Genomic DNA, 24,938 nt, shown 5'->3' with positions numbered 1-24,938 from the left:
CGGCATGCCGCGATGGGTGATCGTCCTGCTGGTGGTCGTGGGGGCGTCGGTGGTGCTGGCGCCGGTCGGCCTGCTCGTCGGGTTCTTCTACGTCTACGGCGAGAATCACGCGGACATGCGGTTCCCCGAGGACGACGTGTCGGTCACGCGGTGCGCGGTGGACCCGGTGACACGGCGGCCGGTCGCCGAACTGGCGGTCACCAGCCAGGCGGCCCGCACGGGCACGTACCACCTGATGATCGACTTCCAGGACGGGGACGGCCGGTTCGTCGAGACGGGCCGGCCGGCTGTCGAGGACCTGGCGCCGGGGGCGACGGGGCGGGCCGCGTTCGTGGGCAGGTGGCCGTACGAGGGCGGCGAGCTGCGGTGCGTGGTGATGGAGGCGCGGTTCGAGTCGACGGAGCCGGCGGCGACCGTCTCGCCGTAGCGGGACTGGCCGTGGGGTGTGTGGCACCCGGGCCGCGCGCCTCCCCGGCACGCGGCCCGGGGCCGTCAGGGGGCGCTGACCAGCTCGGTGGAGGTCAGCGCCGCGGTGTGCGCGTCCATGCGCTCGGCGGCGAGGATCGCGGCGGCCGTGTCGGCCCGGGAGGCGGCGACCACCAGGGCGCGGCCGGCGAGGGCGTGGGCGCGCCGGTGCAGCGACGGGGCGCCCGAGCCGCTCAGTCCCGCGTGCCGGGCCGGCGGCGCGCCGCGCAGCCGCGCGACCTGCCGGGCGATGAGGTCACCGGCCTCCGCGTCGCCCAGCTCGTCCGTGACGGCGAGGAGGGCGGCGAGGTGACCGGCGAGCTGGATGTCCAGCTCCTCCTCGCGGGAGCGGTGCGGGTACGCGTCCTGGGCGTCGTCGGCCATCCGGTGGACCGACTTCGTGCGGATCGGTTCGTACATGGGACGGCCTCCTGAGGTATCTCTGGATCCATCCTAGCTTGGATTCAATCTAAAGTTGAGCGTGGTCCGGGATTACGGCCCGGCGTGGCGGGTCAGTGCTGGCTGTAGCCGTCCAGGAAGGTGCCGATCCGGGTCACCGCGTCCGCCAGGTCCGTCGCGTTCGGCAGCGTCACGATCCGGAAGTGGTCCGGCTCGTGCCAGTTGAAGCCCGTCCCGTGGACCACCATGATCTTCTCGGCCCGCAGCAGGTCGAGGACCATCTGCCGGTCGTCCTTGACCTTGTAGACGCTCGGGTCGAGCCGCGGGAAGAGGTACAGGGCGCCCTTCGGCTTCACACAGGTTACGCCCGGGATCTGCGTCAGCAGGTCGTACGCCACGTCGCGCTGCTCCAGGAGCCGCCCGCCCGGCAGCACCAGGTCCTCGATCGACTGCCGGCCCTGCAGGGCGGCCGCCACCGCGTGCTGCGCCGGCATGTTGGCGCACAGTCGCATGTTGGCGAGGATCGTGAGGCCCTCGATGTACGAGGTGGCGTGTGCCTTGGGGCCGCAGACCGCGAGCCAGCCGGAACGGAATCCGGCCACCCGGTAGTTCTTGCTCATCCCGTTGAACGTCAGGACCAGGAGATCCGGGGCGATGGCGGCGGTCGGGGTGTGCGTGGTGCCGTCGTAGAGGATCTTGTCGTAGATCTCGTCCGAACAGACGACCAGGTTGTGCCGCCGGGCGATCTCCGTGAGCGAGCGGAGCATCTCGTCGTCGTAGACGGCGCCCGTCGGGTTGTTCGGGTTGATGATCACGATCGCCTTGGTGCGGTCGGTGATCTTCCGCTCGATGTCGGCGAGGTCCGGCATCCAGTCCGACTGCTCGTCGCAGCGGTAGTGCACGGCCGTACCGCCGGCCAGCGAGACCGAGGCGGTCCACAGCGGGTAGTCCGGGGCGGGGACGAGGACCTCGTCGCCGTCGTCGAGCAGCGCCTGCATCGACATCTGGATCAGCTCGGAGACGCCGTTGCCGAGGTAGATGTCCTCGACGGAGAGCGGGATGCCCTTGGTCTCGTAGTGGCTCATCACCGCGCGGCGGGCGGCGAGCAGGCCCTTCGCGTCGCCGTAGCCGTGCGCGTCGGCGAGGTTGCGCAGCACGTCCTCGAGGATCGCCGGCGGGCACTCGAACCCGAAGGCGGCCGGGTTTCCGGTGTTGAGCTTGAGGATGCGATGACCCGCAGCCTCAAGCCGCATCGCCTCTTCGAGCACCGGGCCCCGGATTTCGTAACAGACGTTGGCGAGCTTCGTGGACTGGATCACCTGCATGTCGAGAGCTTACGGGGGTGTGGCGCGGGTCGCCTCGTGTTTTGGGACACGTCGGGCAGATCGGAGCCTGGCCCGGGGGCTGGAAGGTGCACTTCAGGGCCGTGCTCCGGGGCCGTGCTCCGGGGCCGTGCTCCAGGCCGTGTCCCGGCCGGTGCCCCGAGCCGTGTCCTGGCCGGCCCCGGGAGGTGACCTGGCGCGACTCGGCCCGCTGTCCGCTCCGTAGAATGCGCGGCCATGAGCCACCAGCGTGACCGAGCCGCAGACGCCCCCGGCCGCCGCCGTCATGCCACGAAGCGGCGCACCCCGGGCCCGCGCCGACTGCTGGCGGGCGCCGGTGTCGTCGGCGTCGGGCTGCTGGTCGCGGTCGTCTCCGGGGCGTTCCGGTCGGGCCAGACCGGCGGGGCGCCGGCGGTCGACGACGGCCGGCCGGGGATGCCCTCGCTGATCCGGGCCGACCCCTCCGGCGACGGGGAGGAGAGCGACGCGACCGGTACGCCTTCGGCGTCCTCGTCCGCCGCGGCCCGGTCCGCGTCCGAGTCCCCCTCGGCGTCGGCGGCCACGTCGGCCTCGGCGTCCGTCCCGGGGAGCTCCTCCGCCACGGAGGCACCCGGGCCCACCGCGACCGGGGGCTCCGGGAGCGGCAAGCCGGGGAAGTCGGGCGGGGCCCCCGGGCAGACGAAGCGTCCCAGGTGAGGCCGGGAGCGGTCGCGGCGACGTGGAGCCGCCTGGGGAGCGCCTACGGCTGCCGGTGGCTGGGGGCGTTCGGCGCGCTCGCCGTCACCGTGGGCGGCTACACCGCCGGGACGCTCCCGGCGCGTGAGCCGTGGGGCGTGTGGGTGCCCCGGGAGTCCGCGGCGGCGCCGGCCGGCGCCCTCCTCGCGTACCTCGGCCTGACCCTGCTCGTCGTGGCCTGGTGGCGGTACGGGGCGCTCCTGGCGCGTGGCGTACGGGACGCGCGGGAGCGGGTGCTCTCCACGCTCGCGTGGTGGACCGCGCCGCTGGTGCTCGCGCCGCCGCTGTACAGCGCCGACGTCTACAGCTACATCGCGCAGGGCGGCATGGTCCTGGAGGGGTACGACGTGTACGGGGCGGGGCCGTCGGTCCTCGGCCCCGGCGACCTCGGGGCGGACGCCGCGGCGAGCGTCGGCGGGCACTGGACGGACACCCCGGCCCCGTACGGCCCGGTCTTCCTCGTCCTCGCCCAGGCTGTCGTCAAGCTGACCGGCGGCGAGATCGTGCCGGCCGTGATCGGTATGCGGCTGATCGCGCTCGGCGCGCTCCTGCTCGTCGTCCGGGCCGTCCGGGGCCTCGGCGGCGACAGCGGCGCGCTGTGGCTGGCCGCGCTCAACCCCCTCTTCCTCATCCATGTCGTCGGCGGGACGCACAACGACGGGCTGATGGCCGGACTCATGCTCGGCGGGGTCCTGCTGGCGGTGCGGGGCCGGTGGGTGCTCGGCTGTGTGCTCGTCGGACTCGCCATGATGATCAAGTCACCGGCGGCGGTCGCACTGCTCTTCATCGGCGTGACGATCGCGCGGCGGGAGGGCGGCGGCCGGGGCGTGGCGAAAGGCCTCGTCCTGCCGGGGCTCGTGGCGGGCGCGGTCGCCGTGGGCGCGACGGTGGCGGCCGGGACCGGGTTCGGCTGGCTGCGCACGCAGAGCGTCGCCGGGGCGATCCATACCGCGCTGTCGCTGACCAGCGACGTGGGGCTCGGGCTCGGACTGCTCCTCGCGGACGACCCCGACCCGGTGAAGGGCGTGGTCCAGAAGCTCGGGCTGCTGGCGGCGGTGGCGGTCGTCCTGACGCTCGCCTGGCGGGCGTGGCGGGGGCGGATCGATCCGGTCCTGGGTCTCGGGCTCTCGCTCGTGGCGCTGGTCGCGCTCTCGCCGATGGTGCAGCCGTGGTACCTGCTGTGGGGGGTGTGCGTGGTGGCGGCGACACCGGCGTGGCGGGGGCGGGCGGGACAGGTGCTCGCCGTCCTGTCGGCGGCGCTCGTGTACGAGACGGCGCCGTCGGGGGCCACGCCTTGGTACGGGTTCGTGGCGGCGGGCGTGGTGCTGGGAGTGGGGCTGCTGTGGGTGCGGCGGTCGCCGTGGGCCCGGCCCGCCACGGACGCCGAACCCGTGGCGGGCGGGCACCTGGAGCGGACGCGCCTGTAAGGGCGCCGTCCCGTGTGCCCACCCCCACCCCCTGGCGGGGCGGTGGCCCGCACGGGGGGCGTCACCCCACCGGTGTCCGTCTGATCGACCGGCCCGGCACGGCGTTCGTCCGTGTGCCGTCCTCCATCACGAACTCGCCGTTCACGAGGACGTACGGGATGCCCACCGGGAGCGTGCGGGGGGCTTCGTACGTCGAGCCCGCCGCCACCGTCCCCGGGTCGAAGAGGACCAGGTCCGCGACGTGGCCCTCGCGGACCAGGCCGCGGTCGGGGAGGCGGAGGCGGGCCGCCGGGCGGGAGGTCAGGTGGGCCACGCACTCCTCCAGCGACAGGACGCCCTCGTCCCGCGCGTACTTCCCCAGGTACTCCGGGAACGTCCCGTACGCCCGCGGGTGCGGCTTGGCACCCTGGAGGATGCCGTCCGAGCCGCCGGTGTGGACCCGGTGGCGCATGATCGCGCGGACGTTCTCCTCATGGCCGACGTGCTGGAGGATCGTCGAACCGAGCCGGTCCCCGATCAGCAGCCGCCGGGCCGTGGTCCACGGGTCCTCGCCGCGCACCTCCGCGGACTCCAGGACCGTCCTGCCGACGTAGGACGCCAGCGCCGGGTCGCCCACCCCGGAGATCTCGATCGTGTCCCACTCGATCGGCACCCCGTGGCAGCCGTCCGAGCCCAGCTCCTCCAGGTGGTGGCGGATGCGCTCCGAGGTCTCCGGGTCCTGGAGCCGTGCGAGCGTCGCCTCCGGGCCGCCCTCGCCCGCCCAGCTCGGCAGCATCGCCACGAGGGTCGTGCAGCCGGGCGTGTACGGGTAGGTGTCCAGGGAGATGTCGGAGCCGCCCGCGAGCGCCTCGTCCAGCAGGGCCAGCAGATCGGGCGCCCTGCCCTTGTTCACGCCGAAGTTCATCGTCGCGTGCGCCAGGTGCAGGGCGCAGCCCGCGTCGCGGGTGAGGGCGACCATCTCCTCGTACGCCTGGAGCGCGCCGGCGCCGTACGAGCGGTGGTGCGGGCAGTAGTAGCCGCCGTACTCCGCCACGACCTTGCAGAGCTCGGTGAGTTCGGCGTCCTTCGCGTACATCCCCGGGGTGTAGGTCAGGCCGGAGGACATGCCCACCGCGCCCTGCTCCAGGCCCTCCGCGACGAGCTGCCGCATCCGGTTCAGCTCGGCCTCGGTCGCCGGGCGGTCGTCCCAGCCGACGGCGTACATCCGGACCGTGCCCTGCGGGATCAGGTAGGCGGCGTTCACCGCGACGCCCCGGTCCAGGCGGTCCAGGTACTCGCCGACCGTGCGCCAGTCGAAGTCGACGGCCGTGTCACCCGGAGCGCCGCCGTTCCAGCCCGCGATCGAGCGGCGGACCTCCGCGAGCGTGCGGTCGTCGACCGGCGCGTACGACAGCCCGTCCTGGCCCAGGACTTCGAGGGTGACGCCCTGCGCGACCTTCGCGGTGTGCTCCGGGTCGCGCAGCAGCGCGAGGTCGCTGTGGGCGTGCATGTCGATGAAGCCGGGGGAGAGGACGAGGCCCTCGGCTTCCAGGACGCGCCGGGCGGTCGGGCGCTGGCAGCCCGCCGCCGCGGCCTCCTTGACGATGGCGGCGATCCTGCCGTTCTCGACGGCGACGTCGGCGCGGTACGAGTCCCCGCCCGAGCCGTCGATGACGTCCACGTCGCGGATGACGAGGTCCATGGTGACCGGCTCCTCTAGAAGAAGGTGCGGATGTAGTCGACGACCGTGCCGTCCGCCTCGACCAGCGGGATCAGCTGCCACTTGTCGAAGGACGTACAGGGGTGGGAGAGGCCCATGCCCAGCCAGTCGCCGACCTCGATCCCGGCGCCCGGCTCCGTCCGTACCCAGCCGTGCTGGTCGGAGAGGCCGGTGACCGCGATGCCGTCGGCGGGGCGGACCGCGCCGGTGCGGGCGTCGCGGACGACCTGCGCCTCGGGGAGGTGGAGGTCGTACGCCGCGTCGCGCTTGCCCGCGTTGGTGAACGCCTGCTCGGGCGTCGGGCGGGAGACGACCTGCGCCCAGAGCCTGAACGCGGGCTGCAGCTCCCCCTCCTCGGGGACCCGGTTGAAGGGGGTGAGCGTGCGGTAGTGACCGGAGTCGTGCGAGACGTACGCCCCAGAGCGGAGCAGCTTCAGTACGGGGAGGGAGAGTTCGGGGATCTCCGCGAAGACGTCGGCGACCGCGTCGAACCAGGCGCTGCCGCCCGCGCTGACCACGATCTCCTCGATCTCCGGGGAGAAGCGGCCCGCCTTGTCGAACTCCGCGGCGAGGGCGGTCAGCCGCCGCAGCCAGGCGTGGACGCGGTCGGCGTCCGCCCGCGGGACCTCGCCCTCGTACCCGGCGACACCGACCAGGCGCAGGGTGGTCGTCGTGGCGACGGCGTCGGCGACGGCGGTGCAGTCGGCCTCCGTACGGGCTCCGGTACGGGCTCCCTCGCCGGCGCCGAGCTCGACGACGACGTCCACCGGGCGGCGGGCGCCTGCCTCGGTGAGCGCCGCGTCCATCAGCTCGACCCCGCGCACGGAGTCGACGTAACAGACGAAGCGGAAGTCGGGGTCCTCGTCGAGTTCGGAGGCCAGCCAGCGCAGGGCGGGGGCGTCGACGAGCTCGTTGGCGAGGAAGATCCGGGCGATGCCGTGGGCGCGGTAGACGCGGGCCTGGTGCGGGACGGCGGCGGTGATGCCCCAGGCGCCGTGCTCCAGCTGGCGGTCGAAGAGCTGCGGCGCCATCGAGGTCTTGCCGTGCGGGGCGAAGGCGAGGCCGTGGCGCTCGGAGTAGGTCTCCAGGAGGCGCAGGTTGTGCTCGACGGACTCGGCGGAGAGGGCGAGGACGGGGGTGGTGAAGCCGCCCGTGAAGAGGTTGCGGCGCTGGGCGGCCAGCTCGCCGACGGTCAGACCCTCGGCGTCCGGGGGCAGGGCCTTGAAGCGGTGGTCGACGCGCTCGTTGGCCAGCTGCGGGGTGGGCCGGTCGGCGGGCATGGGGTCCTCCTCGTCGAGGTGTTGCACGATGTGCAACGGTCATTGCGCATATCGCTTACGGCTGTCTAACATCCGGGCCAACGCCGGGTCAATGGACCCGCATGACCGACGAGGAGTCCGCACGTGACCGGAGCCCCGCCCGTGGACGCGCCGCCCGTGGACGTCGTCTGCCTCGGCGAGTCCATGGTCACCTTTCTGCCGTCCCGGCCGGGCCGCCTCGCCGACGTCCCCTCGTTCGCCCGCGCCATAGGCGGCGCCGAGTCCAACGTGGCCTGCGCGCTGGCCACGGCGGGCCACCGGGCGAAGTGGGTGAGCCGGGTCGGCGCGGACGGCTTCGGCGACCACCTGGTCGAGGCGATCGGGGCGTACGGGGTCGACGTGTCGGCGGTGGGCCGGGACCCCGGGCGGCCGACCGGGATCTACTTCCGTACGGCCACCGACCGGGCGACCGCCGGACACGAGGTCGCGTACTACCGGGCCGGGTCGGCGGCGTCCGCGATGTCGCCCGCGACGGTCCCGTACGACTCCGTGGGCGACGGGCGGGTGCTCCACCTCTCGGGCATCACGGCCGCGCTGTCCCCGGACTGCCTGGAGCTGATGAGGACGCTCACCGTTGCGCGCGCCGGGCGGCCGCTGGTGTCGTTCGACGTGAACTTCCGAGCCGGGCTCTGGCGGGATGCGGCGGCCGGGGGGCGGGTGCTGCTGGAACTGGCTCGGGGAGCGGATCTGGTGTTCGTCGGGGAGGACGAGGCGGAGGAGGCGTGGGGTATCAAGGGCGTGGAGGCGATCCGTGAGGCGCTCCCCGAGCCGGCCGTGCTGGTGGTCAAGCGGGGTGCGGCGGGTGCGGTCGTCTTCGAGCGCTGCGCGGCTTCCTTCCCCACCCGGCCCCTCCCCGAACCAGGGGCTCTGCCCCCAGACCCCCGAGCCTCAAACGCCGGCGGGGCTGGATTCGCCGCCCGGGCCGCGATGCCGGCCCGTCCGGCGTCTGAGGACACGGCCGGAAGCCCTACCGGGCCTGGGGCGGAGCCCCAGTTCGGGAAGCGGCGGGGCGGAGAAGGAGCCCCGCGCAGCGCCCCCGCACCCGCACCCGACACCCCTGCACCCGACACCGTCACCGCCGCCCCCGCACCCGACACCCCCGTCCCCGACACCGTCACCGCCGTCCCCGCCCCCCGCGTCGACGTCGTCGCCCCCGTCGGCGCCGGCGACGCCTTCGCCGCCGGGTTCCTCTCCGGAACCCTCCGCGGGCTCGACGCCAGGGCCCGGATCAGGCACGGCCACCTCATGGCCGCCGCAGCGCTCACCGTCCCCGGAGACCTCGGCGAGCCCGGCCGTACCGAAGACGCCGACCGTCTCGTCGCACTCGACGACGAGAGCTGGGGGAGACTGCACCTCGCCCCCGGCTGGACCGGGGCGGACCAGGAGGTACGTACGCCATGAGCCAGACCGTCGACCGCGCGCTCAGCATCCTGCCGCTGCTCGCCCAGGGTCCCGCCGACCTCGGGCAGGTCGCCGACCGGCTCGGGGTGCACAAGTCCACCGCGCTCCGGCTGCTGCGCACCCTGCACGAACACGGACTCGTCTACCGCCAGCAGGACCAGCGCTACCGCCTCGGCGCCCGCCTCTTCGCCCTCGCGCAGGAGGCCGTCGAGAACCTCGACATCCGGGAGATCGCGCACCCCCACCTCGCCGCCCTCAACGAGCAGATCGGACACACCGTCCACCTCGCCGTGTACGAGGAGAGCGAGGTCCTCTACATCGACAAGGTCGAGAGCCGCTACCCCGTCCGGATGTACTCCCGCATCGGCAAGCCCGTCGCGATCACCGTCGCCGCCGTCGCCAAACTGCTGCTCGCCGACCTCCCCGAGACCGAGCGGCGCGCCGTCGCCGCCAAGCTCGACTACCCCATGTACACGCCCCGTTCGACCCCCGGCGCCGCCGCGTTCCTCAAGGAGCTGGCGACCGTACGCGAACAGGGCTGGGCCACCGACCTCGGCGGCCACGAGGAGTCCATCAACTGCGTCGCCGCCCCCATCCGCGGCGCCGACGGCCGCGTCGCCGCCGCCATGTCGGTCTCGGCACCCAATGTGGTCGTGACGGCCGAGGAACTCCTCACCCTGCTCCCGCTGGTGCGCCGCACCGCCGACGCCATCAGCCGGGACTACTCAGGCAACACCCCTACCAAGGACCGGACATGACCGAGAAGACCGCACTCACGCCCGCCACCCACACCGCCCCGCCCGCGAAGTTCTCGCACGGCGTCAAGAAGGGCAACATCCTCCAGGTCGCCGGCCAGGTCGGCTTCCTGCCCGCCGAGGAGGGCAAGCCGCCCACGCCCGCCGGCCCCACGCTGCGCGAGCAGACCCTCCAGACCTTCGCCAACGTCAAGGCGATCCTGGAGGAGGGCGGCGCGAGCTGGGACGACGTGATGATGATGCGCGTCTACCTCACCGACGTCGACCACTTCGCCGAGATGAACGAGATCTACAACGCGTACTTCGAGGAGCAGGGCCTCAAGGCGCCCGCCTCGGCCCGTACGACGGTCTACGTCGGCCTCCCCCAGGGCCTCCTCATCGAGATCGACGCCCTCGCGGTCCTCGGCTGACCGGACTGATCTTCCTGAAACCGCCGCTCCACGGCACGGCGTCCGCCCCGGGACGCCGTGCCGCGCTCCCCCCTACCCAAAAACGAGGTCCCCCTTGCTGCTCGCCGCCGCGCCCCCCGCCGCCGAGACGCCGCCCCACACCGGCGGTCTCCTGCTGCTGATACCGGGCACCGCCGGACTGCTCACCGTCGCCGCCCTCGGCATCGCCCTCCTCCTCTTCCTGATCATCAAGGTCAGGCTGCAGCCGTTCGTCGCGCTGCTCGCCGTCTCCATCAGCGTCGGCCTCGCCGCGGGCCTCTCCGTCACCGAACTCTTCGGCACCGTCCAGAAGTCCGCCGCCACCTCCGTCATCGAGACCGGCATGGGCGGCATCCTCGGTCATGTCGCGATCATCATCGGCCTCGGCACCATGCTGGGCGCGATCCTCGAGGTCTCCGGCGGCGCCGAGGTGCTCTCCTCCCGCCTGCTCGGCCTCTTCGGCGAGAAGCGCGCGCCGCTCGCGATGGGCCTCACCGGACTGATCTTCGGCATCCCGGTCTTCTTCGACGTCGGCATCTTCGTCCTCGCCCCGATCGTCTACGCGGCCGCCAAGCGGTCCGGAAAATCGATCCTGCTCTACTGCATGCCGCTCCTCGCGGGTCTCTCCATGACCCACGCCTTCCTGCCGCCGCACCCCGGCCCCGTCGCCGCCGCGGGCATGCTCCACGTCTCGCTCGGCTGGGTCATCCTCATGGGCGTCGTCGTCGGCGTCCCCGCCGTCCTCGCCGCCTGGGCCTACGCCGCCTGGATCGGCAGGCGCATCTTCGTCGAGGTCCCGCAGGACATGGTCGAGGCCGCGGAGGACGCCAAGGCCCAGGTCGCCGCCGAGCGCAAGGGCGGTGCCTCCGAGGCGCCCGTCTCCCTTGCCACCGTGCTCCTCATCATCGGTACGCCCCTGGTCCTCATCCTCGCCGCGACGTTCTCCTCCATCGCCCTGGACGCGTCGACGGCCCGCTCCGTGATCGAGTTCTTCGGCAACCCGTTCGTCGCCCTGACGATCGCGCTCTTCCTCGCGTACTACCTGCTGTGCATCCGGCGCGGCTGGTCCCGCAAGTCCCTGGAGCAGGTGTCCACCTCCTCGCTGAAGCCGGTCGGCAACATCCTGCTGGTGGTCGGCGCGGGCGGCGTCTTCGGCGCGGTCCTCAAGGCGAGCGGTGTCGCGCAGGCCCTCTCCGACACCTTCAACGACGTCGGCCTGCCGGTGATCGTCCTCGCCTACCTGATCTCGCTCGTCCTCCGGGTCGCGCAGGGCTCGGCGACCGTCGCCATCGTCACCACGGCTGGCATCGTCCTGCCCCTGGTCGAGGGCGGCGACCACTCGCAGGCGTTCCTCGCCCTGGTCATCATGGCCATCTCGGCGGGCTCGATCTTCGCCTCGCACGTCAACGACGGCGGCTTCTGGATCGTGAGCAAGTACTTCGGCATCTCCGAGCGCGACACCCTGAAGTCCTGGACCGTCCTGGAGTCGGTCCTCTCCCTGGCGGGCTTCGCCGTCGCCGCCGCCCTGAGCCTGGCGGTCTAGGACCTGCCTCCCGGATCATGCCGGGTTCCGGCACGGCGAGGGGCGCCCCGGAGATTCCGGGGCGCCCCTCCTGCCCGTGTGCCGGGTCAGGCCGTGCAGTACTGCGAGGCCTTGCCGATCGAGCGGTACATGCAGTCGGCGTTCTCCAGGAGCTGGAGGACGGCGTCCTTGTTGCGGCTCGTCTCGCGTTCGATCACCTCGTCGGGCGGGTAGAAGCCGCCGTTCCAGGACGAGGCCGGGTACATCTCGAAGGTGTAGCCGAAGATCCTGTGCGCGCCCCAGAGGTAGTCGTCGATCGACCCGTCCGTGATGTAGAGGTCGCTGGACTGTTCAGGCGTGTAGCCGTTGCTGGCCGCCATCTTCTGGCCGACGGTCGCGAACGCGTCGCGGTCGTCCTGGGTCATGCCCGGCGCCGTGTTCGCGGTGGTCCAGCCGAAGGGCCAGAGGACCAGTTCGCTGTACGTGTGGAAGTCGATCGCCGCCCTGATCTGCTGCTTGCCGCCCACCACGCGCGAGCGGACGAAGTCGGCGACGACCTTGACCTCGGGGGCCGACTCGGGGGCCGCGCCCCGGTAGGTCTCGGAGCTCTTGGAGCCGGAGGAGCCGCCGCAGCAGCCCCACTTGTAGTCCCAGTTCCGGTTCATGTCCGTACCGACGTAGGAGGAACCGGAGTTGGGCTGCCGGTTCTTGCGCCAGCTGCGGTAGGAGCCGGAGGCGATGTCGTACTCGCCGCCGTCCGGGTTGAGGTCCGGCACGATCCAGAGTTCGCGGCTGTTCACCAGATTCGTGACGCGGGTGTCCGAGCCGTACCCCGCGCCCAGCTCACGCAGCAGATACAGCGCCATCTCGACGGTCAGGTGCTCGCGGGCGTGCTGGTGGTGGGTGAAGAGGACCTCGGGCTCGGCCTCGTCCGTACCGACGTTGTCGCTGATCTTGATGGCGACGATGTCCCGGCCCTGGTACGTCTTCCCGATGACCCGCTTGTTCATGATGTTCGGGTACTGGGCGAGGCGCTGGTCGATCTCCGCGTTCATCTCGGCGAAGTTGTGGTACCTCGCGTCGGTGGAGGGGAAGTCGAAGGGCTTGGCGGCCAGGCCCTTGACGGACCGGTCCGGCGGCGCGGGCAGCGCCTCGGGGCGGTGGCCGAGCGCGCGGAGCTTGCGCAGCTGGGCGGTGTTGGCGCTGACGACGACGCTGTGGTCGTCCGCCTCGTCGATCGAGACGCCGGTCGCGGCGAGCGCGGTGCGTTCGGCGACCGTGGACGGGCCGTGGATCTCGTACTGACGGATGACCTCCTCGGCGGCGGGGGTCGGTTCCGAGTCGGCTCCGGCCTGGTACGCGCCGGCGGAGAGCGGCGCCGCCAGGGCGAGCGCCAGAAGGGCCGCGAGAGTGGCGGACCTTCTTCCGCGGGTTCGAAGTCGCATGCTGTCTCCTGGGTGGGGAGTGTGGGGGTGTGCGACAGGCTGTGCGGGTGTCCCGGCACATCGTCCGGCGATGACATGAACTGGTCAAGAGGGAGTTCGGCCATGCCCTCTTGTGCTGTCGCGTCCCACCCGCTTGGGTGTCTGGGCCAACCAGCAGATCACACAGGACGGGTGAAAGGCGGTCGGACATGGCGGAGATCGCTCGGGAGGAGGGCGCCGATGACACGGTCGCCCGCCCGCGAAAGGCCTCGTGGCGGTACGTGGGCCCCGGCATCGTGGTCGCGGCCACCGGCGTCGGCGCCGGAGACCTCGTCGCGACCCTGGTGGCGGGCTCGAAGTTCGGCTACACCCTGCTCTGGGCCGCCGTCATCGGCTGCCTCGTCAAGATCTCCCTCGCCGAGGCAGCCGGCCGCTGGCACCTGGCCACCGGCCGGACCCTCTTCGACGGCTGGCGCAGCCTCGGCTCATGGACCACCGTCTACTTCGTCGGCTACGTCGTCGTCTGGGGCTTCGTCTACGGAGCGGCCGCGATGTCCTCCAGCGCCCTCCCGCTCGGCGCCCTCTTCCCCGGCCTCATGGACCTCAAGGTCTGGGCCGTGCTGTGCGGCCTGGTCGGCCTGGTCTTCGTCTGGTTCAACCGGTACGCCGTCTTCGAGAAGGTCATGACCGTCCTGGTCGGCGTGATGTTCGTGGTCACCGTCTACCTCGCCGTCCGGGTGACCCCTCACCTCGGCGACGCCGTCGCCGGTCTGGTCCCGGCCCTTCCCGACGGCTCCCTCGTCTACACCCTCGGCCTGATCGGCGGCGTGGGCGGCACCATCACCCTGGCGGCGTACGGCTACTGGATCAACGCCAAGGGCTGGCGGGACAGCGGCTGGATGAAGGTGATGCGGCTCGACAACCGCGTCGCCTACGTCACCACCGGCATCTTCGTCGTCGCGATGCTCTTCGTCGGCGCCGAGCTGCTGCACGCCTCCGGGCTCGCGATCGCCAAGGGCGACAAGGGGCTGCTCGACCTCGGCGGCATCCTGTCCGAGCGGTACGGGAACGCCACCGCCAAGCTCTTCCTGATCGGCTTCTTCGCCACCTCCTTCACCTCGCTCATCGGGGTCTGGCACGGCGTCAGCCTGATGTTCGCCGACTTCGTGGCGCACTACCGGCCCGGCCTCGTACCCGCGGGAACGCCCCGCGACAGGTCCCTGCCGTTCCGCGCGTACCTCCTCTGGCTGACCTTTCCGCCGATCGCGCTGCTCTTCCTCGACCAGCCGTTCGGGCTCGTCATCGTGTACGGCGTGATCGGCGCGTTCTTCATGCCGTTCCTGGCGCTGACCCTGATCCGGCTCCTCAACTCCTCCCGCACCCCGGCCGAATGGCGCAACGGACCGGTGAGCAACACGATGCTCGCGGCCGCCGGCCTGCTCTTCGTCGTGCTCTGCGTCCAGCAGGTGCGCGAGCTGCCCTGGTGAGCGGGCTGCCCTGGTGAGCCGGGAACGCGGACAGCGCCGCCGGGGGAAGCGGCGGCGCTGCTCGCGTGGGCGCAGGGTGCGGGTTACGGGAGGTTGTGGACGTGCGGGCCGACCGCGTTGGACCAGGCGTTGCCCGCCGTCGCGTCCCAGTTGGTCGACCAGGTCATCGCACCGCGCAGATTCGGCCACGTCTGCGAGGGCTTGAAGGAGCCGCAGCCCGTGCCGCGGGTCAAACAGTCGAGGGCGTTCTTCACGATCGACGGGTCGACGTAGCCGCTGCCCGCGCCGCGGGTCGAGGCCGGCACGCCGAGTCCGACCTGGGAGGCGTCCAGACCGCCCTGGAGCTGGATGCAGGCGAGCGCGGTGAGGAAGTCCACCGATCCCTGGCTGTACACCTTGCCGTCGCAGCCGAGCATCGAACCGCTGTTGTAGTACTGCATGTTGACGACCGTGAGGATGTCCTTCACGGCCAGCGCGGTCTTGAAGTACTCGGTGCCCGTGTTCTGCATGTCGATGGTCTGCGGGGCCATCGTGAGCACCATCGACGAACCGGCCTTGGCGGAGAGCTGGCGCAGTGCCTTGGTCAGGTACGTCGAGTTGATGCCGTGCTCCAGGTCGATGTCGACCCCGTTGAAGCCGTACTCCTGCATCAGGGCGTACGCGCTGTTCGCGAAGGTGGTGGCGGACGCGTCACTGTTGATCGTGACGTTCCCCTTCTCGCCGCCGACCGAGATGACGACCGACTTGCCGGCCGCCTTCTTGGCCGCGACGTCGGCCTTGAAGTCGGCGACGGAGGCGTAGCCGACGGCCGGGTCGAGGTTGAAGACGATCTGGCCCGGTGTGGTCGTCGAGTCGGCGAAGGAGACGGCGATGATGTCGTACTGCGCCTGCACGTCCCGCAGTTTCTGGACGGTGGCACCGTTGTTGAAGTTCTGCCAGTAGCCGGTCAGGGCGTGCTTGGGCACGGACGGCCCGGGGCCCGGATTGGTGGTACCGGTCCGCGCAGAGACGGCGGTGGACTTGGCCGACTCGCCCGCCGCGTTGGTCGCGGAGACCTGGAACTGGTACGAGGTGTTCGCGGCCAGACCGGTCACGGTGGCCGAGGTGCCGGAGACGGTCTGTGCGAGGGCGCCGTCGCGGTAGACCTTGTAGCCCGTGGCGCCCGAGACGGCGTTCCAGCTCAGCGCGACCGAGGACGAGGTGACCGTGCCCGCGGCGAGGCCCGCCGGGGTCGACGGGACGACCGGGTCGGGGTCGGTGCCGCCCCCGCCGTCCGGGCCGAAGACGGAGACGTCGTCCACGTGGTAGGCGGCCTGGCCGTACCAGCCGTGGGTGTAGACCGTCACCGAGGTGGTGTTGGCGCCGGTGGTGAAGCTGGTGGTCAGCTGCTTCCAGGAGGAGCTGTCGGGGGTCCAGGTGGAGACGTCCGTGGTTCCGGTCCCGGTCGCGCCGAGGTAGGTGTACCCGCCCTGGACCCAGGCGCTCAGCGTGTACGTCGAGTTGGGCTTGACGGTGACGACCTGGCTGCAGCGGGCGTTGTCCTGCCCGGCCGGGGTCGCCCTGAGGGCGCCCGCCCCGGTCCGTACGGGCGAGGAGACGGCGGCGCCGCTGCCCGCCGTACAGGTCCAGTTGGCGGTGCCGGACTCGAAGCCCGCGTTCTTGGCCACGTTGACGTCCGCGGCCTGGGCGGTGCCCGCGCCGCCGACGAGTACGAGCCCGGAGCCGACGGCCAGCGCGAGGGCGCTGCCGATCCATCTGCGCGAGCGTGTGGTGGTGCGGTCCACTTGCTGCCTCCGGTGGGGGAGTGTGGGAGGGGTCGGGAACGGTGGCCACCGCTTGGGGGAACAAGCTGGTCCAGACCAATCGACTTGTCAAGACCTCTGGTGGCGTAGGGGAGTTGGCGCGGTGGGTCCCCGGGCCCAGGGGTGGGCCTACGCCGAGGCCCAGGAGAGGGCCTATAGGCGGACCTACGGGTGGACCTACGGGTGGACCCAGGGGTGGGCCCATGAGGGGCCCCCGGGGTGAATCCGGGGGCGGGACCAGGGCGGGACCAGGGCCGGGCCCGGTGCAGGGGTCCCACGCGACCCGCCCGGGCCCAGATTTCTCGTTGTGCTTGGCGGATTGTGTGTTCACCACCCCGCGGGACGTGGATAAAGTGCAGAAGCACCGCCGTGCAGTGACGCGGTGAACGCAGTGAGTCATGGGGACATGGGGACGGGGAGCCCGACGTGCCGACAGCGATCGCGGTCACCAGCGCCGATCTGGTGCTGCCACCGACCGACCAGCAGACACCCACCGCCGCCGTCCTGCCCGCACTCGACACCCGGCCGCTCGCCTCCGCCGTCGCGGACCTCCAACTCCTCCTCGACCGCTACGGTCATGTGATCGTCGTCTGCCCGACCTCCCTGCCCAAGGCGGCCGAACAGCGGCTCCACGCCGGCCGCGCCCTCCTGGAGAGCGACCGGATCGCCCTGGTCAAGACCGATCTGCCGCCCCTGGGTGTCGCCGTCCTCGCCCGGCAGCTGCGCCAGCTCTCCGTCTGCGACTTCAGCCCCGGCGTCGTCGCCTCCGCGGCCCGGCTGCTCGCGCACTACGTCTACGCCGGCGCGGTCCTCGGCTCGGTCGCCAGGCTCGACCGCGTACCCGTCGGCCTGAAGTCGCACCTCAAGGGCTGGCTGCCCGGCTCCCAGTTCGCCGTGCTGGCCGGACCCGTCCCGCAGCTCGTCCGCGTCGGACCGGGAGTCGAACCGCCCACGGGCCCCGAGTTCGCCACCCAGCTCCTGCTGGCCAGAGGACACCTGCAGACCGACTGGCCCACCGGCACCCTCGCGCCGCGCTGGCAGGTCCAGGGAGTGCAGGAGGCGCCGCTGCCCGCCGAGTCGCCCGGATGGTGGGGGACGGGGCGGCTGGTCGAGTTCGCCGCGTACCTGTCGGACATCGCCGTCCTCCACCAACTGGTCTCCTCCGTACGCCGGGAGACCTGCCACTGGTGCGAAATGGAGCTCATCGGCGACCGCTGCGCCTTCTGCTGCGCCCCGCTGGCCGCCCCCGTGCCCGCAGGACCCCACGCCACCGGGGCCCATGCCACAGGGGCCCGAGCCGCAGGATCCCAAGCCGCAGGATCCCAGGCCGCCGGGTCCCAGGGCGGCGGATCCCACGCCGCCGGTCCGCCCTCCGACAGGTCGGAACCGCGGGCGCTCCGGTCGTCCCGAGCGCCCAGGGCGCTCACGTCCCCCGTCCGCTGAGCCACACGTACCCCCGATCGAGGTTGTCCGGCAATGAACTCCCGCCAGCGTCGTGGCGTCATCCTGCTGCTGCTGTCCGTCCTGTGCGCCCTCGCTGCCTTCGCCGGCGTCCTCTCGGTGATCGACGACGTGAACTCCAAGGTCGGACCCGAGGTGACGGCGTACCGCATCAAGGACAGGGTGGCGCCCTACACCCCTCTGAAGGCCGGGCAGTTCGAGAAGATCTCGATGCCGGAGCGCTGGCTCCCGGACACCGCCGTCACCGACCTCGACCAGATCAACGGCAAGATCGCCGTCACCACGCTCGCCTCCGGCTCGCTCCTCCAGTCGGACATGATCGTCGCGCGCCCAGCCCTCCAGCCGGGCCAGCAGGAGATCGCCATCATGATCGACGCGGCCACGGGAGTCGCCGGCAAGATCACCCCCGGCGCCACGGTCAACATCTACGCCACGTTCGCCGGTGAGAAGGGCGGCCAGGCCGCCCAGTCCAAGGTCATCGTGAGCAACGCCCGGGTTCTCGACGTCGGCGAACTCACCCCCATCTCCCAGCGCAACGACCGGACCAGCCGGCCCACCGAAGCCGTCCCGATCACCTTCGCGCTCTCCACCATCGACACCCAGCGCGTCGCGTACGCCGAGTCCTTCGCCGAACACGTCCGGCTCGCCCTCGTCGCGCCCGGCGGCGAGCCCACCCTCGCCCCCGGCGACCGCACCTACACGCTCGACAAGGACAAGTGAGGCCGGTATGACCACCAGGATCCTGCCTGCCGTCGCCGACCCCGACGCTGCCCGGGCCGTCACCAGCCTGCTCAGCCAGCTCCCCGACGCCGAACCCGCCCCGCCCGTCGCCGACTCCACCCAGCTCGTCGACACCCTCGCCCGGCTGGCCGCCGAGTCCGTCGCCGAACTCCCCGAAGTCGTCCTGGTCCACGAGCGGATCGGCCCCGTCCCCGCCCTCGAACTGGTCCGCGAGGTCGCCCTCCGCTTCCCCGCCGTCGGGGTCGTCCTCATCACCGCCGACGCGAGCCCGGTGCTCTTCTCCGCCGCCATGGACTCCGGCGCCCGAGGCCTCGTCACCCTGCCGCTCGGATACGAGGAACTGGCCAGCCGCGTGCAGGCCGCCGCCCAGTGGTCCGTCGGAGTCCGCCGTCACCTCGGCACCGGCGCCGACGTCCTCACCGGCCCCGGCGGCACGGTGGTCACCGTCAGCGGCGCCAAGGGCGGCGTCGGCACCACCGTCACCGCCGTGCAGCTCGCCCTCGCCTCCCGGGCCTCCGGCCGCAACGTGGCCCTCGTCGACATGGACCTCCAGGGCGGCGACATCGCCTCGTACCTCGACGTCCAGTTCCGCCGCTCCGTCGCCGACCTCGCGGCCGTCGACGACATCTCGCCCCGCGTCCTCCAGGACGCCCTGTACGTCCACGAGACGGGCATCGCCCTGCTCCTCGCGCCGGCGGAGGGCGAACGCGCCGAGGACGTCGCCGACCGCTCCGCCCGCCAGATCGTCAGCGCCCTGCGCTCCCGCTACGACGTCGTGGTCGTCGACTGCGGCACGTACCTCAACGGCGCCAACGCGGCCGCCGTCGAGATGGCCGACGCGGCGATCCTGGTCACCACGCCCGACGTCGTCACCGTGCGGGCGGCGAAGCGGACGGTACGGATGTGGGACCGGCTCCAGATCCGCAAGGCGGAGGAGACCACGCTCCTGGTCAACCGGTACACCCGGGCCACCGAGATCCAGCCCGCGCTCATCCAGAAGATCACCGGAACGCGGATCTCGGGCGTCGTCGTCCCCGCCAACTTCAAGGAGCTCCAGGGCGTCGTCGACGCGGGCCGCATGCACGAACTGGACGCCCGCTCCAGCGTGAAGCAGGCCCTCTGGTCCCTCGCGGGCGAACTGGGCCTGGTCGGCGCGCCGGGCGAGGGCGGGCGCGACGGCCACGCCGGGCGGGGCGGCCGGGGAGGCCGGGGCGGGCAGGGCGCGATCGCGGTCGGGTCGGGGAAGCAGCTCGCACGGCTGACCCGCGGCAAGGGCGGGCGCTGAGCCATGCCGGCCACCGGGCGTACACCGCGGGACGACAGGGGGCAGGTGGCCGTCGAGTTCCTCGGCATGGTGCCGCTCATCCTGCTCACGCTCGTCCTGCTCTGGCAGTGCGTCCTGGTCGGCTACACGTTCACGCTCGCGGGCAACGCGGCGGACGAGGCGGCCCGGGTCTGCGCGGTCGACGGCGACTACCGCGAGGCGGGGAAGCGGCACGTGGGCGAATCGTGGTCGGCGCAGGTGGACTGCGACGCCTCGGGCGACCTCGCCCAGGCGAGGGTGAGGCTGAAGGTACCGGTGCTCTTCCCGGGTGCGATCGACTTCCCCTTCACGGTGACGAGCGAGGCCGGAGCCGTACGGGAGAAGGAGGCCGGAGGATGACACGACGAGACGCGGCCACCGGAGGGCACGACGACCGGGGGACGGGCACCCACCGCGCCGTACGCGGTGCCGGGCGCCGTGACCGGGGGACCGAGGCCCACCCGGCTGTCCGTGGTGCGGGACGTGGCGACAAGCGGACCACGACCCACCGCGTCGCAGGCGGTGCCGGGCGCCGTGACCTGGGGCAGGTCGCCGTCGAGTACCTCGGATTCCTGCCCGTCCTGCTGCTCGTCGGCCTCGCCGGCATCCAGCTCGGCATCGCCGCGTACGCCGCCCAGCAGGCCGGCACCGGCGCGCGGGCCGCCGCGCGGGCCGCCACCCACGACGAGGCGACCCTCGGCCCGCAGCAGGCGGGGCGCGCCGCGATGAGCGACTGGATCGCCGAACGGAGCGTCGTCACCACCTCCGAAGGGTCCGGCGAGTTCACCGCGACCGTGAGGGTACGGATCCCGTCCGTCGTCCCCTTCTGGGACGGCTTCGGGGCCGTGACGAGGAGTGCCACCCTGCCGCAGCCCGAGGAGGACGAGCAGCCATGAGCCTGCGGGCCCGTATCCACACGCCCGAGGAAGGCGGAGCCGGAACCAGGGAGGACGGCCACCTGGTCGCCTCCTTCCGCGCCAAACTCCTCGAGGAGATCGACCTCACCGAGATGTCCGCGCTCGCCGCCGCCGAGCGGCGCGCACGGCTCGAACGCGTACTCGGCCACATCATCAGCCGCGAAGGCCCCGTCCTCTCCACCGCCGAACGGGCCCAGCTGATCCGCCGCGTCGTCGACGAGGCGCTCGGCCTCGGCGTCCTCGAACCGCTCCTCGAAGACGCCTCCATCACCGAGATCATGGTCAACGGCCCCGACCAGATCTACATCGAGCGCGCGGGCCGCGTCGAACTCCTCCCGCTCCGCTTCGCCTCCCACGAGCAGCTGATGCAGACCATCGAGCGGATCGTCTCCACCGTCAACCGACGAGTGGACGAGTCCAACCCGATGGTGGACGCCCGGCTGCCGTCCGGCGAGCGCGTCAACGTCATCATCCCGCCCCTCTCCCTCACCGGGGCGACCCTGACGATCCGCCGCTTCCCCCGCGCGTACACGCTCCGCGAGATGGTCGGCCTCGGCTCGCTCGACGAACAGATGGTCCTGCTGCTCGCCGGACTCGTTCAGGCCAAGTTCAACGTGATCGTCTCCGGCGCCACCGGCACCGGCAAGACCACCCTCCTCAACGCGCTCTCCGAGCTGATCCCGGAGGGCGAGCGGGTCATCACCATCGAGGACTCGGCCGAACTCCAGCTCCAGCAGTCCCACGTCATCCGCCTCGAGAGCCGCCCCCCGAACATCGAGGGGCGCGGCCAGGTCACCATCCGCGACCTCGTCCGCAACTCCCTGCGCATGCGCCCCGACCGCATCATCGTCGGCGAGGTCCGCGGCGGCGAGACCCTCGACATGCTCCAGGCCATGTCCACCGGACACGACGGCTCGCTCGCCACCGTCCACGCCAACTCGGCCGAGGACGCCCTGATGCGGCTCCAGACCCTGGCGTCGATGTCCGAGGTCAAGGTCCCCTTCGAAGCGCTCAGGGACCAGATCAACAGCGCCGTCGACGTCCTCGTCCAGCTCACCCGGCACGCCGACGGCACGCGCCGCGTCACCGAGATCGCCGTCCTGGCGTCGAACGGGCGCGAGCGCTTCACCCTCGCCACCGTCTGCGCCTTCCGCGCCCAGCCGCTCGCGGCCGACGGACGGGTCTACGGCGTGTACGAGTACCACCCGCTGCCCCGCCGGGTCGCCGACCGGCTCTACCTGGCCGGCCAGCCGATACCGCAGGCCTTCGGTGTCGCCGCGTCCGACGACCAGCTCGCCACCCGGGAAGCGACATGACCGAGGCAGAGGCGGAGCTGGAGCCAGAGGCAGAGCTAGCGGCAGAGGCAGAGGCAGAGGGACGGAGATGAGGCGGAGATGAACCCACTCACCTGGCTGGTGACCGGCGTCGCGCTGCTCGCCTGCGTCCTCGGCGTGCTCGGCATCCGCCTGTACGCGCGCGGGGCCGCCGACCGGGCCGCCCTCGTCGCCCGGCTGACCCAGAGCGGCGGCCCGGACGGCACCGGCCGCCGCAGGCGACGCTTCCGCGGAATCGACCGGCGCCTGCGCCGTACCGCGTTCGGCCGGAAACTGGAGCTGCGGATCTCCGCCACCGGCCTCGACGTGACACCCGGCGAGTTCGTCGTCGCGATGGCGGTGCTCGTGGTCGCGCTGTGGATCGCAGGACAGGCGGCGCTCTCCCCGTTCTTCGGCCCGATCTGCGGACTCCTCGGCCTCTGGGTGGCCATGGGCTTCCTCAACTGGCAGCGCCAGAAGCGCATCGAGAAGTTCATCAACCAGCTGCCCGAGCTGTCGCGGATCCTCGCCAACGCCACCCAGGCCGGCCTCGCCCTGCGGATGGCGCTCAGCATGGCCGCCGACGAGATGGAGGCACCGGCAGGCGACGAACTGGAGAAGGTCGCCCAGCAGCTCGCCGTCGGCACCTCGATCGACGACGCGCTCGGCGAACTCGCCGAACGCCTGCCCTCCCGCGAACTCGTCGTCCTCGTCACCACGCTCGTCCTCGCCAACAAAGCGGGCGGTACCGTCGTCTCCTCGCTGCGCAACCTCACGGAGACCCTGGAGGAGCGCAAGGAGACGCGCAGGGAGGTCCGTACACAGCTGTCCCAGGTGAGCATGACGGCGTACGCGGTCCCGGTCATCGGCGTCGGCTCGCTGCTCCTCATCGACAACATGCAGCCGGGCGCCCTGGACCGGATGACCGGCTCGGGCCTCGGCCAGTTCGCCGTCGTCACCGCCTTCGCACTGTACGTCGTCGGCTTCGTCGTCATCCGCCGCTTCTCGAAGATCGACGTGTGAGGGGCCGGACATGGAACTTCTGCTCGCCCTGACCGCCGGCATCTCGGTCGCCGGCATCTTCTACGGCATCCGCCTCTACCGGGCCGACGCCAGACTCCCCGACGACCTGCAACTCGCCCTTGAGGTCGGCTCCACGCGCACCGGCGCCGTCTACTCCGTGGTCGACCGGCTCGGCATGCGCTACTCCGCCGCCGTCCTGCGCGCGATGGGACCCAAACGCGTCAACGCCGTCCGCCGCCGTATCGACCTGGCGGGCAACCCCGGCGGGCTGACCATAGACCGGTACGGAGCCAGGCGCGCCGTCTACGGCTTCCTCGGCGGCCTCGGCGGCCTGGTCATGCTCTCCAACGGCGACGTCCTCGTCGCGCTGCTGCTCTTCGCCTTCGCCGCGCTCTGGACCGAGGTCGGCATCTGGTCGGCGATCCGCATCCGCAAGGACCAGATCGAGCGGACGCTGCCGGACTTCCTCGACGTCCTCGCGGTGGTGGTGTCGGCGGGGCTCGGCTTCCGCCAGGCACTCGACCGGGTGGCGGACCAGTACGAAGGACCCTGGTCCGACGAACTCCGCATCACACTGCGCCAGATGGACATGGGTGTGAGCAGGCGGCAGGCCTTCGACGAACTGCGCCGGCGCAACGACAGTGAACAGGTCGCCCAGTTCGTCACGGCGCTCCAGCAGGGCGAGGAGCTGGGCGCGCCGATCGTGGAGACGCTGATACAGATCGCCAACGACATGCGGCGGACAGACGCGCAGAACGCCCGCCGCAAGGCGGCGAAGGCGGTCCCGAAGGCCACGATGGTGATCACGACGCTGATGGTCCCGGCGACGATGATCCTGCTGGGCGCGGGCCTGTTCCTGGGCACGGGGACGAACCTCGGCTCGATCACGGGGGAGTGACGCGGTGACGACGACCCCGCGCGGGGCCGAGGAGGTGGACGCACGATGACGCTGACGGTGGTCGTCGCGGATGACAACCCTGTCGTACGGGCGGGCGTGCGGGCCCTGCTCGACGCCGCCGGCACGGGCATCCGGGTCGTCGCGGAGGCCCCCGACGGCCGCACGGCGATGGACGAGACGCGCCGCCACCGCCCGGACGTGGTCCTCATCGACGTCCGCTTGCCGATCGTCGACGGCCTCACGGCCCTGCCGCACCTGGTGCGGGTGGCGCCGGTGCTGATGCTGACGTACAGCGGCGAGAGCGAGGTCGTCCAGGAGGCGTTGCGGCTGGGCGCGGGGGGCTACCTGGTCCACGGCGAGTTCACGGCGGAGGAACTGGTGACGGCGGTCTGCGACGTACGCGCGGGCCGGGCGCGCTTCACACCGACGGCGGCGAACGCCTTGGTGGGGGTGGTTAGGGGTGCGACTGCACATGGTTGCGAAAGGCCAATCGTCTCGGATTCATTGCGATTTGGCAGAATGGCTTCGCAGGTGCAACCAAATGTGGCACGGTTTGGACTGAGCGTGAGGGAGGGGGAGGTGATGGACTTGATCGCGTCGGGACTGAACAACCGTCAGATCGCCTGCACATGCTTCATCAGCGAGAAGACGGTCAAGAACCACATCAACCGCATCTTCGCCAAACTCCACGCCACCTCCCGCAGCGAAGCCATAGCAGCCTGGCTGGGCACCCGGGCGGCGTCATGACACACATGACGAGGTGGGCCCGTGTTTGGGCCTACGGGCCCTGTGGGGAGGAGGGCACGGGGGCGTACGGTGCACGTGCCTACACATCCGGAGGGGACCACCATGAGCGACGCGCTGCTGAAGGCTGTGACGAGGGCGAAGGTCCACCTCGGCGGATGGATGCGCACAAGGGCGGCGAACGACCGGGACCGGGACCGGGGCCAGACGGCGGTCGAGTACCTGGGGATCATCGTGGTGGTCGTGGCGATCGTGGTGGCGATCAGCGGGACGAGCATCGGCAACACCATCAGGACCGCGATCTCGAACAAGATCGCCGATCTCCTCGACTAGCGCTCGTCGGCGCGCAGAAG

24 protein-coding genes are annotated in these 24,938 nt (G+C 71.8%); 18 read left to right on the top strand and 6 right to left on the bottom strand.

Features of this window, described 5'->3' with window-relative positions; genetic code table 11:
• Positions 1-4 precede the first annotated feature (4 nt).
• Positions 5-427 (top strand): hypothetical protein, encoded by a 423-nt coding sequence (locus ACF1G2_RS15475; protein ID WP_391798756.1) that lies wholly within the window; start codon positions 5-7, stop codon positions 425-427.
• A gap of 65 nt (positions 428-492) precedes the next feature.
• Here ACF1G2_RS15475 and ACF1G2_RS15470 read toward each other — a convergent pair whose 3' ends face one another.
• On the bottom strand, positions 493-885 hold the full coding sequence (locus ACF1G2_RS15470) for a hypothetical protein (RefSeq protein ID WP_391798755.1): 393 nt from the start codon (positions 883-885) through the stop codon (positions 493-495).
• 92 nt (positions 886-977) lie between these two features.
• Positions 978-2,189: a pyridoxal phosphate-dependent aminotransferase gene (locus tag ACF1G2_RS15465; RefSeq protein WP_391798754.1), complete on the bottom strand. Its 1,212-nt coding sequence runs from the start codon at positions 2,187-2,189 to the stop codon at positions 978-980.
• Positions 2,190-2,423: 234 nt separating this feature from the next.
• On the opposite strand from ACF1G2_RS15465, the gene ACF1G2_RS15460 reads away from it, so the two are divergent.
• The gene (locus ACF1G2_RS15460; protein WP_391798753.1) at positions 2,424-2,882 is read left to right on the top strand and encodes a hypothetical protein; all 459 of its coding nucleotides are present in this window, start codon (positions 2,424-2,426) and stop codon (positions 2,880-2,882) included.
• Positions 2,879-4,348 (top strand): polyprenol phosphomannose-dependent alpha 1,6 mannosyltransferase MptB, encoded by a 1,470-nt coding sequence (mptB, locus tag ACF1G2_RS15455; RefSeq protein WP_391798752.1) that lies wholly within the window; start codon positions 2,879-2,881, stop codon positions 4,346-4,348. The genes ACF1G2_RS15460 and mptB overlap by 4 nt, the downstream gene beginning before the upstream one ends.
• A 61-nt stretch (positions 4,349-4,409) precedes the next feature.
• Here the strand turns inward: mptB and ACF1G2_RS15450 are convergent, their stop codons facing one another.
• Both ACF1G2_RS15450 and ACF1G2_RS15445 read right to left on the bottom strand, forming a co-directional pair.
• Positions 4,410-6,029: an amidohydrolase family protein gene (locus ACF1G2_RS15450; RefSeq protein WP_391798751.1), complete on the bottom strand. Its 1,620-nt coding sequence runs from the start codon at positions 6,027-6,029 to the stop codon at positions 4,410-4,412.
• Between the two features lie 14 nt (positions 6,030-6,043).
• Entirely contained in the window at positions 6,044-7,327 is a 1,284-nt protein-coding gene (locus ACF1G2_RS15445) for an amino acid deaminase (protein ID WP_391798750.1), read from the bottom strand.
• Positions 7,328-7,450: 123 nt separating this feature from the next.
• Between ACF1G2_RS15445 and ACF1G2_RS15440 the strand changes: the two genes are divergently transcribed.
• The 4 genes from ACF1G2_RS15440 to ACF1G2_RS15425 all read left to right on the top strand — a co-directional run bounded on the left by ACF1G2_RS15440 (position 7,451) and on the right by ACF1G2_RS15425 (position 11,493).
• Entirely contained in the window at positions 7,451-8,767 is a 1,317-nt protein-coding gene (locus ACF1G2_RS15440; RefSeq protein ID WP_391798749.1) for a sugar kinase, read from the top strand.
• Positions 8,764-9,525 carry an IclR family transcriptional regulator gene (locus ACF1G2_RS15435; protein WP_391798748.1) on the top strand — a complete coding sequence of 254 codons (762 nt, stop codon included), beginning with the start codon at positions 8,764-8,766 and terminating at the stop codon, positions 9,523-9,525. Before ACF1G2_RS15440 ends, ACF1G2_RS15435 begins: the two co-directional genes overlap by 4 nt.
• Entirely contained in the window at positions 9,522-9,932 is a 411-nt protein-coding gene (locus ACF1G2_RS15430; RefSeq protein ID WP_391798747.1) for a RidA family protein, read from the top strand. Before ACF1G2_RS15435 ends, ACF1G2_RS15430 begins: the two co-directional genes overlap by 4 nt.
• Before the next feature lie 94 nt (positions 9,933-10,026).
• Positions 10,027-11,493 (top strand): GntP family permease, encoded by a 1,467-nt coding sequence (locus tag ACF1G2_RS15425; RefSeq protein WP_391798746.1) that lies wholly within the window; start codon positions 10,027-10,029, stop codon positions 11,491-11,493.
• An 86-nt stretch (positions 11,494-11,579) separates the two neighbouring features.
• Here ACF1G2_RS15425 and ACF1G2_RS15420 read toward each other — a convergent pair whose 3' ends face one another.
• On the bottom strand, positions 11,580-12,917 hold the full coding sequence (locus ACF1G2_RS15420) for a M14 family metallopeptidase (RefSeq protein WP_391798745.1): 1,338 nt from the start codon (positions 12,915-12,917) through the stop codon (positions 11,580-11,582).
• 188 nt (positions 12,918-13,105) lie between these two features.
• Here ACF1G2_RS15420 and ACF1G2_RS15415 point away from each other — a divergent pair, with 188 nt between their 5' ends.
• A complete protein-coding gene (locus ACF1G2_RS15415; RefSeq protein ID WP_391798744.1) occupies positions 13,106-14,383 on the top strand; it encodes an Nramp family divalent metal transporter in 1,278 nt (425 codons plus the stop codon).
• A gap of 83 nt (positions 14,384-14,466) precedes the next feature.
• On the opposite strand, the gene ACF1G2_RS15410 is transcribed toward ACF1G2_RS15415, so the two are convergent.
• A complete protein-coding gene (locus ACF1G2_RS15410; RefSeq protein WP_391798743.1) occupies positions 14,467-16,167 on the bottom strand; it encodes a chitinase in 1,701 nt (566 codons plus the stop codon).
• Between the two features lie 444 nt (positions 16,168-16,611).
• Here ACF1G2_RS15410 and ACF1G2_RS15405 point away from each other — a divergent pair, with 444 nt between their 5' ends.
• The 10 genes from ACF1G2_RS15405 to ACF1G2_RS15360 all read left to right on the top strand — a co-directional run bounded on the left by ACF1G2_RS15405 (position 16,612) and on the right by ACF1G2_RS15360 (position 24,918).
• The gene (locus ACF1G2_RS15405) at positions 16,612-17,628 is read left to right on the top strand and encodes a hypothetical protein (protein ID WP_391798742.1); all 1,017 of its coding nucleotides are present in this window, start codon (positions 16,612-16,614) and stop codon (positions 17,626-17,628) included.
• Between the two features lie 33 nt (positions 17,629-17,661).
• Positions 17,662-18,366 (top strand): Flp pilus assembly protein CpaB, encoded by a 705-nt coding sequence (cpaB, locus tag ACF1G2_RS15400; protein WP_391798741.1) that lies wholly within the window; start codon positions 17,662-17,664, stop codon positions 18,364-18,366.
• 7 nt (positions 18,367-18,373) lie between these two features.
• Positions 18,374-19,672 (top strand): CpaE family protein, encoded by a 1,299-nt coding sequence (locus ACF1G2_RS15395; protein WP_391798740.1) that lies wholly within the window; start codon positions 18,374-18,376, stop codon positions 19,670-19,672.
• A gap of 3 nt (positions 19,673-19,675) precedes the next feature.
• Entirely contained in the window at positions 19,676-20,050 is a 375-nt protein-coding gene (locus tag ACF1G2_RS15390; protein ID WP_391798739.1) for a TadE/TadG family type IV pilus assembly protein, read from the top strand.
• The gene (locus ACF1G2_RS15385) at positions 20,047-20,586 is read left to right on the top strand and encodes a TadE family protein (RefSeq protein WP_391798738.1); all 540 of its coding nucleotides are present in this window, start codon (positions 20,047-20,049) and stop codon (positions 20,584-20,586) included. Before ACF1G2_RS15390 ends, ACF1G2_RS15385 begins: the two co-directional genes overlap by 4 nt.
• Positions 20,583-21,923 carry a CpaF family protein gene (locus ACF1G2_RS15380; protein WP_391798737.1) on the top strand — a complete coding sequence of 447 codons (1,341 nt, stop codon included), beginning with the start codon at positions 20,583-20,585 and terminating at the stop codon, positions 21,921-21,923. Before ACF1G2_RS15385 ends, ACF1G2_RS15380 begins: the two co-directional genes overlap by 4 nt.
• A gap of 78 nt (positions 21,924-22,001) precedes the next feature.
• Positions 22,002-22,943, top strand: a complete 942-nt coding sequence (locus ACF1G2_RS15375; protein ID WP_391798736.1) for a type II secretion system F family protein — start codon at positions 22,002-22,004, stop codon at positions 22,941-22,943.
• Positions 22,944-22,953: 10 nt separating this feature from the next.
• The gene (locus ACF1G2_RS15370) at positions 22,954-23,841 is read left to right on the top strand and encodes a DUF5936 domain-containing protein (RefSeq protein ID WP_391798735.1); all 888 of its coding nucleotides are present in this window, start codon (positions 22,954-22,956) and stop codon (positions 23,839-23,841) included.
• A 45-nt stretch (positions 23,842-23,886) separates the two neighbouring features.
• Positions 23,887-24,588, top strand: a complete 702-nt coding sequence (locus ACF1G2_RS15365) for a response regulator (RefSeq protein ID WP_391798734.1) — start codon at positions 23,887-23,889, stop codon at positions 24,586-24,588.
• 102 nt (positions 24,589-24,690) lie between these two features.
• Entirely contained in the window at positions 24,691-24,918 is a 228-nt protein-coding gene (locus ACF1G2_RS15360) for a Flp family type IVb pilin (protein WP_391798733.1), read from the top strand.
• Positions 24,919-24,938 lie beyond the last annotated feature (20 nt).

This window comes from Streptomyces sp. NPDC013457, from assembly GCF_043089925.1.
In the GTDB taxonomy this organism is placed as follows: domain Bacteria; phylum Actinomycetota; class Actinomycetes; order Streptomycetales; family Streptomycetaceae; genus Streptomyces.
The sequence above is the reverse complement of the archived record's forward strand: the minus strand, read 5'-3'. Positions and strand labels throughout refer to the sequence as shown.